The organism is Stenotrophomonas sp. YJH_SMC_37 (assembly GCF_059370035.1).
This window is the reverse complement of the sequence record NZ_JCAFTG010000004.1, coordinates 399,659-410,942: the sequence shown is the minus strand read 5'-3', so window position 1 is coordinate 410,942 and position 11,284 is coordinate 399,659. Positions and strand designations below refer to the sequence as shown.

Annotated in this window: 7 protein-coding genes; 1 reads left to right on the top strand and 6 read right to left on the bottom strand. The window is 66.6% G+C overall.

Translation table 11 applies throughout. The features are described 5' to 3' along the window. Positions 1-189 precede the first annotated feature (189 nt). The 3 genes from AC5P8J_RS08880 to radA all read right to left on the bottom strand — a co-directional run bounded on the left by AC5P8J_RS08880 (position 190) and on the right by radA (position 5,981). On the bottom strand, positions 190-2,496 hold the full coding sequence (locus AC5P8J_RS08880) for a tetratricopeptide repeat protein (RefSeq protein ID WP_227853918.1): 2,307 nt from the start codon (positions 2,494-2,496) through the stop codon (positions 190-192). Positions 2,497-2,545: 49 nt separating this feature from the next. Continuing rightward, positions 2,546-4,402, bottom strand: a complete 1,857-nt coding sequence (locus tag AC5P8J_RS08875; protein WP_111101811.1) for an ATP-binding protein — start codon at positions 4,400-4,402, stop codon at positions 2,546-2,548. 202 nt (positions 4,403-4,604) lie between these two features. After that, positions 4,605-5,981: a DNA repair protein RadA gene (gene radA, locus AC5P8J_RS08870; protein WP_019659272.1), complete on the bottom strand. Its 1,377-nt coding sequence runs from the start codon at positions 5,979-5,981 to the stop codon at positions 4,605-4,607. A gap of 149 nt (positions 5,982-6,130) precedes the next feature. Here radA and AC5P8J_RS08865 point away from each other — a divergent pair, with 149 nt between their 5' ends. After that, entirely contained in the window at positions 6,131-8,191 is a 2,061-nt protein-coding gene (locus AC5P8J_RS08865; protein ID WP_227853919.1) for a putative bifunctional diguanylate cyclase/phosphodiesterase, read from the top strand. A 117-nt stretch (positions 8,192-8,308) separates the two neighbouring features. Here AC5P8J_RS08865 and cyoD read toward each other — a convergent pair whose 3' ends face one another. The 3 genes from cyoD to cyoB are packed head-to-tail and all read right to left on the bottom strand — an operon-like array spanning position 8,309 to position 11,282. Further along, positions 8,309-8,650, bottom strand: coding sequence for a cytochrome o ubiquinol oxidase subunit IV (cyoD, locus tag AC5P8J_RS08860; RefSeq protein WP_005415725.1), 342 nt, complete (start codon positions 8,648-8,650; stop codon positions 8,309-8,311). After that, entirely contained in the window at positions 8,650-9,288 is a 639-nt protein-coding gene (cyoC, locus tag AC5P8J_RS08855) for a cytochrome o ubiquinol oxidase subunit III (protein ID WP_019659274.1), read from the bottom strand. Before cyoC ends, cyoD begins: the two co-directional genes overlap by 1 nt. Next, positions 9,285-11,282 (bottom strand): cytochrome o ubiquinol oxidase subunit I, encoded by a 1,998-nt coding sequence (gene cyoB / locus AC5P8J_RS08850; protein WP_019659275.1) that lies wholly within the window; start codon positions 11,280-11,282, stop codon positions 9,285-9,287. The genes cyoC and cyoB overlap by 4 nt, the downstream gene beginning before the upstream one ends. Positions 11,283-11,284: the final 2 nt, after the last annotated feature.

The window sequence follows — 11,284 nt, the reverse complement described above, 5'->3', positions numbered from 1 at the left end:
GCTAGATCCTTTATCGACGTTAAGGTGCGGGATGGGGATCGCTCGGCTCGTCTGTCGGCTGCTATCCGCAGATATCATGTTGACGGTCCCTCCACCCTGGCTCCTACATACCGCGTAGGAGCCGGGAGGAACATACAAGCCCATGCTCGGCTGCTTTCCAGCATAAGCCGAGCGCAGGCTCGGCTCTACTTACAGCCCGTAACGCTCGATCACGTCCAGATGCGGCTGGCGGTCCTGGTCACAGGCCTCGGCAAGCCGCAGCCAGCAATGCGGATGCGGCCACGTCGCGGTCTGCTGCTGGAGGAAGCGGTGCAGTGCCAGCGGTGCATGGTCCTGCGGCTGGGCCACCGTGAACAGCAGGCCCGGCAGCGTCCCCTCCTCCACATCGGGGTCGGTGACGGTGTAGTCCGGTCGACTGTGCGACCACACCTTCCAACCCTGTGCTTCGGCCGCCTCGACGAAGGCATTCCACGCCTCTTCGCCCGGGTGCGCGCCATCGATCATCCAGCTGCGGGCGAAGCCGCCGCGCTCCAGCACATGCACCTGCGAGTAGGTCGGGATGAAATGCTCGCGCGCTTCCTCCTCCTCGGGTGCCGGATGCACCAGCGCGGCATCGAACACCACCCAGTCGCCCACCTGCTGGGCGCGGTTGGACGGCGCGTTCTCGACGATGCGCGCGGTCACCGGACCGCTGCGACGGGCGTAGTACTCCATCGGCTCGCCGTTCTCTTCGCTGCGGATGATCACCCAGCCCCATGGCTCCTCGACCACACCTTCCTGGCTGGACAATTCCATGCCAAGCGCCGCCGCCGAGCGGCGCACGGCGTCCCAGTCGCGCGCCGCGCTGGCTGCGCTCATGTGGTCCCAATGCGCGGCATTGGGCTCCTCCAGCAGCTCCACCAGCTGTGCATAACAGGCCTGGGCGTCGCTGAAACGGCCGGTTTCCATGTACATACGCGCCAGCGTGCCGCGCGCGCCGTGCGAGCCCGGAGACAGCTCCAGAAGCGATCGGGCCGCCTGCTCCAGCGCCGGCCAGTCGGACACGCGGCGTGCACGCTGCACCTCGCACCAGTGCGCGAACACCGGCACGCTGCCGCGATAGAGATCGGCCAGCTGGCGCAGTCCGTCGTCGTCGCCCTGTTCGGCCAGCCAGCGCATCAGCGTGTAGGCCGCGGGGCCATCGTGCTGCGCATGGCCGCGCACGAACCGCCACAGCAGCGACCGCGCCTCGGCCTGCGCGCCGCAGGCATTCAGTGCCGAGGCGGCCATGTCGGCCAGCGCCTCGTCATCGGGCAGCTCGGCATGCGCCTGCAGCAACCACTGCGCTTCGCGCTCGGGATCGCGCGACTGGTTCTGTTCGCCCTGCGCGTCCAGCCATGCCAGCAGCTCGCCGGCCGGCACCGGCAGCGGCGCGACGTCCGGCAATGCCTCGATGCGCGCGGCCAGGCCGGCCACCAGGGCCGCGGCACCACGGTCCTGGCGCAGCTGCGCCAGATGGGTGCGGGCCAGTTCCAGCTGCCGCAGTGCGACCCAGCGCGCGCCACGCTGCAGCGCCAGCTCCAGGCTCAGCGCAGCCACTTCGATCAGCAGGCGATGCGAACCAACCCGGGCGAAGTGCTCGATGATCGTGTTGAAGCGCGTGCCCAGGTCCCACGTATTGCGCGCCGGATCCCGCTGACAGAGCGCTGCCGCGGTGTTTGCCCACAGCCGCCAGTAGTTCGGGGTCAGTTCGCTCCACGGCACCAGCTGCTGCAGCGCCTCTTCGTCGCGGCCCAGCTGGGCCAGCGCCCAGGCCTTGGACAGGCGGCGCGGCACCGTGCAGTTGGCCGGCTCGTACTCTCCGGACGCAGCAACTTCGGCCTCCCGCTTTTCGATCAGCGCCAGTGCCTCATCGGCACGGCCCATGCCCAGCAGGATCTTGATCTGCATCTCCGGGAAGCTGTCGAACACTTCCTTGCCACAGGCCTCCACGGCATCGGCCTGCACCTGCAGGTAATCCAGTGCCGCCTGGCCACGGCCATCATCAAGCAGCGCATCGGCCTTCTCGCAGCTCAGGCACTGGAAACAGGCCCAGCTCGGGTCGATGCGACCCAGTGTTTCATCGCAGACCTCGATGCGCTCGGGCACCCAGCCCGGGCCATCGATGTTGCCGTAGCAGGCGGCCAGGTCCTGGGTCACGCAGATCGACTGCGGGCATTCCAGCGTGTCCTCGCGGTGCGCGCGTTCAAACAGCGCTACGGCTTCGCCGAGTGCGCTTTCGCCTTCCACGCGGTTGCCGACGCGGTTGCGCAGCGCCCAGTGGCCGACATAGACGTCAACCCACGGGTTGTCCAACGCCTTGCCCAATGCGCGCGCTTCGGGCAGCAGCGCATCGACGCGGTCGATCTGCAGTTCACTGACCTCGTCAGCGAGACGGTTCAGCAGGTGCGCGTTCTGCGCCTGGCCGGCCTGGCGCAGGTCACCCTGCAGCTTTTCGACCCAGTTCCAGATGTCCATGGGGGTAATTGCTCCTGTCTAGCGAAGGCTGGATGAGAAGGTGCGGTGCTCAGCGCAGCATCTGCTGCAGGGCACCGGCGATATCGGTAAAGGCGCCGTTGAGATCCGGGCCGGGCGTAGCGTTCGCGCGTGCCAGCGGGCGGCCCTGCGCGGCGACGATGACTTTCAGCGAGCGCAGCAGGCGGGCTGCGGCCTCGGCCTGCGGATGGCCCTCGCGCTGGGCGCGCAACAGCGCCTGCACCGCCGGGTTGTCGAGGTTGAGGTACAGCCGCGATGGTGCGCGTGATTCGATGCGCGCGGTGAACTGGCGCGCCAGGCGCAGCGCCGCCATCGATACGCGCTTGTCGTTCTCGTCGTCTTCCAGGCGCTGCTTCAGCTCGGCCTCGCGGTCGGGCACCACCACCACCGGCAGCGCCTCCGGGCTGAAGCGTGCCGGCAGCAACTGTTCGCCGTCACCCAGTTGTTCGCGCAGCCAGGCCAGCTGCGCCTCGTCGAGGCTGTCATCACTGCGGAACAGCGCACGGTTGCCCTGCTCGGTACCCAGCTCGAGCAGGCGCAGGCCCTTGGCCTGTGCCCAGCGTCGCAGGAACGGCACCACCGCGTAGCGATGGCCATGCGCGACCGGTACGCCCATCGCGCGGAACAGCATCTCTTCAAAGCCACCGCCGTTGTCGAGGATGACATGCACGGCACCGCGCGCCGGCAACGCGCTGGCCGGCAGATCGCCCTGCGAGGTCGGCACCCGCACATGCTCCATCAGCAGTTCGAACAGGCGCTCATCGCACAGTGCCGCACCCAGCAGCGCCTCGTTGTGGCGGGTCAGCACGCGCCGCCAGGCTTCCGGCTGCTGTTTCGCGACGTCGGCCAGGCCGTCGATCAGCGCCTCCAGCAGTGCATGCTGCACCGCGCGGTACTGGTCATCGCGCTGCAGGTCTTCGCGGCTGGCGGTGGGCGTCAACCGCGAGGATTCGATCACCCCGCCGATGAAACCGGCCCACGGCGGCAGCAGGTCGCGCGCGTCGTCATCCAGCAGCATGCCGCGCACGAACACCGACAGGTTGCGGTTGTCGCTGGTGCCATAGGTGGCGCCGTCCTGCACCCACAGCAGGCCGGTGGCATCGCTGTTGCCATCGGCACGCAACGGCACGGTGACGATCGGCTCGAAATCATGCTCGAACCGCGCGGCGAACTGCAGCGCCTGGCGGCGGGCCTGCACCGGATGCACGGCAACATTCCCCTGACCGCGCCACGGTGGCGGCTCGGGATTGATCGCCTCGGTCGCAGCGCCAATGAAGATCGGCTCGGACAGCAGCGCGCAGTAGCGGCCCAGCACCTCGTGCAGGCGCGCCTCGTTGGCCAGCGGCAGGAAATCCGGATGCAGCTCCAGTTCCACCTCGGTGCCGACCGCACGTGCCGGCACTTCGCTTACCGTGTACTGCTCGGCATTGCTGGACACGTATAGATGGCCCAGGTCCGGGGTCTGGTACGAGGTGGTGCGCACGCTGACCCGGCGCGCCAGCACGAAGGCCGACAGGAACCCGAGGCCGAACATGCCGATCAGGCCCTCATCGTCCTCGCCGCCCTGGCGCAGGCCACGGGTATAGCCGACGCCGACGGTGGCCAGGTAATCGTGGATCTCCTGGCGGGTCAGGCCGGCACCGGTATCGGAGATGCGCAGCACGCCGGCACCGGCATCGACCTGCACCGAGATGCGCGACGGCACTGCGACGCCGGGCTGTTCGATGCGGCGGCGGATGATCGAGTCGTGCGCGTTCTGCACCAGTTCGCGCAGCGCCACCACCGGGGTGGAATACAGGTGCTTGCCCAGCACCGTCATCAGTCCATTGAGATCGACCCCGGCGCGACGGATCTCGGCGTTGGGGGCGGTGAGCGCGGTGTCCTGCATGTAATCGTTTACTCCTGGGCACGGAAAGACGCCAGAGGGCGTCTTCGTCGAGCGGGAAAAACTAGCACAGTGAAGCTGACCGTTACTGCATTGGACACTTGTAGAGCCGAGCCCATGCTCGGCTGCTGTTCGACCACCAGTCGAGCATGGCTCGACTCCACAGAAAGCAGCCGAGCGTGGGCTCGGCTCTACAGGGCTGGCATCACGCCGCGTCGATGGCCTCGGACAGGCGTTCTACCGCGATCACTTCCATGCCTTTCACCGAGCCGCCCTTGGGCGCGTTGGCCTTGGGCACGATGGCGCGCTTGAAACCATGGGTGGCTGCCTCGCGCAGGCGGTCCTCGCCATTGGGCACCGGGCGGATCTCGCCGGACAGGCCAACCTCGCCAAAGGCAATCGTCTTTTCCGCCAGCGGCCGATCCTGCAGCGACGACAGCACCGCCAGCAGCACCGGCAGGTCGGCGGCGGTCTCCTGCACGCGGATGCCGCCGACCACGTTGACGAACACGTCCTGGTCGCCGACCAGCACGCCGCCGTGCCGATGCAGCACCGCCAGCAGCATCGCCAGGCGGTTCTGCTCCAGGCCGACCGCGACACGGCGCGGGTTCGACAGCGGCGATGCATCGACCAGCGCCTGCACCTCCACCAGCAGGGGCCTCGTGCCCTCGCGGGTGACCATCACGCAGCTGCCCGGCTGATGGGTGCTGCCGCCGGACAGGAAGATGGCCGATGGATTGGAGACTTCCTTCAGGCCCTTGTCCCCCATCGCGAACACGCCCAGTTCGTTCACCGCACCAAACCGGTTCTTGAAGGCGCGCAACAGGCGGAAGCGGCTGCCGCTCTCGCCTTCGAAGTACAGCACCGCATCAACCATGTGCTCCAGCACGCGCGGGCCGGCGATGCCGCCCTCCTTGGTGACGTGGCCGACCAGGAACACCGCAGTGCCGGTTTCCTTGGCAAAGCGCACCAGCCGTGCCGCGCTCTCGCGCACCTGGCTTACGGAGCCGGGCGCCGCGGTCAGCGTTTCGGTCCACAGGGTCTGCACCGAGTCGGCCACGATCAGCCGCGGGCCGGCCTTGGCCGCGTGCTGCAGGATCGACTCGACGCCGGTCTCGGCCAGCGCATTGACGCCGTCCAGCGGCAGCTCCAGGCGATGCGCACGGCCAGCCACCTGGGCCAGCGACTCCTCGCCGGTGACGTACAGCACTGGCAGTTCAGCGGCCATCTTCGCCACCGCCTGCAGCAGTAGCGTCGACTTGCCGATGCCCGGGTCGCCGCCCACCAGCACCACCGCGCCTTCGACCAGGCCGCCGCCCAGCACGCGGTCGAACTCGCCGATGCCGGTGGAGACCCGGCGATGCTCGGTCTGCTCCACGTCTTTCAGCGCGGTGATCTTCGGCGGGTCGATCTTCCCGGCCCAGCCGGCCCGCCGCGAGGCCGGCGCCTTGGCCGCCGCCGCGCTCTCCAGCACGATCTCCGACAACGAGTTCCAGGCGTTGCACTCGGTGCACTGCCCCTGCCACTTGCTGAATTCGGCGCCGCATTCATTGCAGACGTAGGCGGTGCGGGCTTTTGCCATCGGATGATTTCCAGCAATGGGAACAGGCGTGGCAGGATAGCCGAGCCGGGTCGCAGGTGCTGCGACCGCTCAAGTCCCGTCCACCCGCGCCGATAGCTGTCGCGGGCGTGCGCCTTGCGGGCGCCCCTCCCTCTCCCTCTGGATTCAACATGACTGGCAGTTACAGTCAGAGCCTGGTCGCCATCTCGCTGCTGGTGGCCATTCTTGCTTCGTACACGGCGCTGGACATGGCCGGCCGCCTGGCCACGGCCGAGGGGCGCGTGGCACGCTGGTGGCTGGCGGGTGGCGCGGCGGCCATGGGCCTGGGGATCTGGTCGATGCATTTCATCGGCATGCTTGCCTTCGACCTGCCGATTCCGGTCGGCTACGACCTGGGCATCACCCTGTACTCGCTGGCCGTCTCGATCGGCGCTTCGGCCTATGCGCTGTGGCTGGTGTCGCGCCCCAGCCTGCCGTGGCGGCAGCTGCTGGCCGGTGCGGTACTGATGGGCCTGGGCATTGCCACCATGCACTACCTGGGCATGGCCGCGATGCGCATGCAGCCGGGCATCGACTATCACCCCGGCTGGTTCGCCGCCTCCATTGCGGTGGCCATCGGTGCCGCAGGTGCGGCGTTGTGGATCGCCTTCCGGCTGCGCGCCGAGCAGCGCAACACCCTGCTGCTGCGCGCGCTCGCATCGCTGGTGATGGGCCTGGCCATCGTCGGCATGCATTACACCGGCATGGCGGCGGCGCGCTTCCCCGAAGGCAGCATCTGTGGCGCCGTCGGCAGCGGCGGCATCGACACGCGCTGGCTGGCGGTGCTGGTGATCGTCACCACCGTGGCCACGCTGGGCATCGCCCTGGTGGCCTCGCTGTTCGACCGGCAGATGCGCGTGCGCACCGGGCTGCTGGCCGATTCGCTGGCGCACGCCAACGACAAGCTGATCCAGGCGGCACTGCACGACCCGTTGACCCAGCTGCCCAACCGCATGCTGCTGCAGGACCGCATCGAGCAGGCCATCGAGAAGGCGCGGCGACGCAATCATGCGGTGGCGGTGATGTTCTGCGACCTGGATGGCTTCAAGGCGGTCAATGATGCCTTTGGCCACCAGCTTGGCGACCGCCTGCTGGTGGCGGTGGCGCAGCGCATCGGCGGCCTGCTGCGCCCGCAGGACACGTTCGCCCGCCTCGGCGGCGACGAGTTCGTGATCGTGCTGGCCATCGATATTCCCGACGATGCGGCGGTGGTGGCCGAGCGCATCATTGCCGCCGCCGGTGAGCCGTTCACGCTGGATGCGGCCGAACTGCAGGTCAGCGCCAGCCTGGGCATCGCCCTGTACCCGGACGACGCCAGCAATGAGCGCGAACTGATGGCGCACGCCGATGCGGCGATGTACCACACCAAGGAAACCGGGCGGAACGGCTATACCTTCTTCACTCCCTCGATGCAGCTCAGTGCCAATCGCCAGCTGCGCCTGCTGCAGGACCTGCGCAAGGCCATCGCCCGCAACGAACTGATCCTGCATTACCAGCCCAAATTCCCGGCCGCGGGCGCACCGGCCACCGGCGCCGAAGCGCTGCTGCGCTGGCAGCACCCGGAGCTGGGGCTGCTGGCGCCGGATGTGTTCATTCCGATCGCCGAACGCAGCGGCCTGATCCTGCCGATCGGTGACTGGGTACTGGACCAGGCCTGCGCGCAGCTGCGGGCATGGCACGATGCCGGGCATGCGGAATGGACAATGGCGGTGAACCTGTCGCCGCTGCAGTTCGCCTCGCCGGCGCTTCTGGACAGCGTGCGCGAAGTACTGCAGCGGCATCGGATCGAACCGGCCCGGCTGACCCTGGAGATCACCGAGACCACCGCGATGAAGGACGTCGATGCCAGCCTGGCCATCCTCAACGACCTGACCACGATGGGCGTGCACATCGCCATCGACGACTTCGGCACCGGCTATTCCAGCCTGCTGTACCTCAAGCGCATGCCGGCCACCGAACTGAAGATCGACCGCGCGTTCGTTCACGATCTGGAATGCAACGACGAAGATGCCGCCATCGTGTCGTCGATCATTGCGCTGGGCCGCACCCTGCAGTTGCAGGTGGTGGCCGAAGGCGTGGAAACGCAGGCGCAGCGCGAGTACCTGAGCGAGCTGGGCTGCGACCAGCTGCAGGGCTACCACCTGGGCCGGCCGATGGAGGCAGAGGAGTTCCTGCGCCGGGTGGCGGGGTAAAGCCGGCCGCTGGCCGGCTTCCCGCGATTGCCGGCCAGCGGCCGGCACTACCGGACAACGGAAAACCAGAAAGGCCGCCCGAGGGCGGCCTTTCTGCGTGGCAACGTCGCGAGGACGTCAGTGCATCATGTGCACGTTCATGTTGTGCATGACCCACAGGGTGCCGATCACGATGATGCCGATCACCACGACGGTGAAGGCCGCCGCGTTGACGTTCCAGCGGCTTTCCGAAGAGCGGTCCAGGTGCAGGAAGAACACCAGGTGGACCAGCATCTGCAGCACCGCGGTGACCGCGATCACCACACCGTTGACGGTGCGCGAGAAATCGCCCGACATCACCATCCAGAACGGGATGACGGTCAGCACCACCGCCAGCACGAAGCCGATCAGGTACGACTTCACGCTGCCGTGGCTTTCGCCGCCGGTGCCGTGGTCGTGTGCATGGTTGTCATGTGCCATTACAGCGCTCCATTGAGGTAGACGACGGAGAACACGCCGATCCAGATCAGGTCCAGGAAGTGCCAGAACAGGCTCAGGCACGCCATGCGGGTCTTGTTGGTCGCGGTCAGGCCGTACTTTTTCAGCTGCACGAACATCACCAGCAGCCACAGCAGGCCCGCGCTGACGTGCAGGCCGTGGGTACCGACCAGGGCGAAGAACGCCGACAGGAAGGCACTGCGGTCCGGACCGTAGCCCTGATGGATCAGATGCTGGAACTCCCACACTTCCATGCACATGAAGCCGAAGCCCAGCAGCCAGGTGATGCCCAGCCACAGGTACATCTGGCCCATCTGCTTGCGGTGCATGGCAATCATGCCCAGGCCGAAGGTCAGCGACGAGGTCAGCAGCAGCGCGGTTTCCCACGCCACGAACGGCAGCTCGAACAGGTCCTTCGCGGTGGGGCCACCATCGGTACCGCCTGCCAGCACCACGTAGGTGGCGAACAGCGAGGCGAAGATGAGGCAGTCGCTCATCAGGTACACCCAGAAACCGAAGACGGTGTTGCCGCCGGTGTCGTGGTGCTCGTGGTCGTCATGGCCATGGGCCGCCGCGTGTGCGGCGTGCCCGTGGCTCAGGGTCGAGGTATTGGTGCTCATGCCTTCAGCTCCGACTTCACCAGGCCCTGGGCTTCCAGGTGCTTGCGGTGTGCGTTCTCGATGCGTTCCACCTCGGCGGCCGGGACCCAGTAGTCCACGTCCTGGTCAAAGGTGCGGTAGATGAACGTGGCGATCATGCCGACGAAGCCGACGATGGCCAGCCACCAGATGTGCCAGATCATCGCGAAGCCGAACACCAGGCTGAAGGCACCGATGACAACGCCCGTGCCGGTGTTGCGCGGCATGTGGATGTCGGTGTACTTGGCCGGCTTCGGCCAGGCTTCACCACGCTGCTTGCGTTCCCAGAAATCGTCCAGCTCGGTGACGTCCGGCAGGGTCGCGAAGTTGTAGAAGGCCGGCGGCGAGGAGGTTTCCCACTCCAGCGTACGGGCATCCCACGGGTCACCGGTCAGGTCCACGGTCTTCTTGCGGTCGCGGATCGACACGGCCACCTGGATGATCTGGCACAGGATGCCGGCGCCGACGATGAACGCACCGCAGGCAGCAACCAGCAGCAGCGGCTCGTAGGCCGGGTTGACGGTGCTCTGCAGGCGACGGGTCATGCCCATGAAGCCCAGCACGTACATCGGCATGAAGGTCACGTAGAAGCCGATGAACCAGCACCAGAACGCGCACTTGCCCCAGAACTCATTGAGGCGGAAGCCGAACATCTTCGGCCACCAGTAAGTGATGCCGGCGAACATGCCGAACACCACGCCGCCGATGATGACGTTGTGGAAGTGGGCGATCAGGAACAGGCTGTTGTGCAGCACGAAGTCGATGGCCGGGATCGCCAGCATCACGCCGGTCATGCCGCCGATGACGAAGGTGACCATGAAGCCGATGGTCCACAGCACCGGGGTGGTGAAGTGCACGCGACCGCGGAACATGGTGAACAGCCAGTTGAAGATCTTCACGCCGGTCGGGATCGAGATGATCATCGTCGTGATGCCGAAGAAGGCATTGACGTTGGCACCCGAGCCCATGGTGAAGAAGTGGTGCAGCCACACGATGAACGACAGCACGCCGATGCAGGCGGTGGCGTACACCATGCCCTTGTAGCCGAACAGCGCCTTGCGCGAGAACGTGGCGATGACTTCGGAGAACACACCGAACGCCGGCAGGACCAGGATGTACACCTCCGGGTGACCCCAGATCCAGATCAGGTTGATGTACAGCATGGCGTTGCCGCCACCATCATTGGTGAAGAAGTGCGTACCCAGGTAACGATCCAGGGTCAGCAGCACCAGGGTGATGGTCAGCACCGGGAAGGCAGCGACGATCAGCACGTTGGTCACCAGGGCAGTCCAGGTGAACACCGGCATCTGCATCAGCTTCATGCTGGGGGTACGCATCTTCAGGATGGTGATGAAGAAGTTGATACCACTCAGCGTGGTACCCAAACCCGCCACCTGCAGGCCCCAGATGTAGTAGTCCATGCCGACGCTTGGACTGTATTCGATACCCGACAACGGCGGGAACGCTAGCCAGCCGGTGGCGGCGAACTCACCGATCCACAGCGACAGCATGATCAGCACCGCGCCCGCCACGAACAGCCAGAAGCTGAGCGAGTTGACGAACGGGAACGCAACGTCACGCGCACCGATCTGCAGCGGCACGGCCAGGTTCATCAGGCCGGTGATCAGCGGCATCGCCACGAAGAAGATCATGATCACGCCGTGGGCGGTGAAGATCTGGTCGTAGTGGTGCGGCGGCAGGTAGCCCTCGGACCCGCCGACGGCGAGCGCCTGCTGGGTGCGCATCATGATGGCGTCGGAGAAGCCGCGCAGCAGCATGACGAAGGCGACGATGAGGTACATCACGCCGATCTTCTTGTGGTCCACCGAGGTGAACCACTCCTTCCACAGATAGCCCCACAGCTTGAACTTGGTGATCAGGGCGACGACGCCCAGGCCACCCAGCACCGCGCCGACCAGGGTGGTCAGCACGATCGGATCGTGGGGGATCGACTCAAGAGAGAGTTTTCCCAACATGT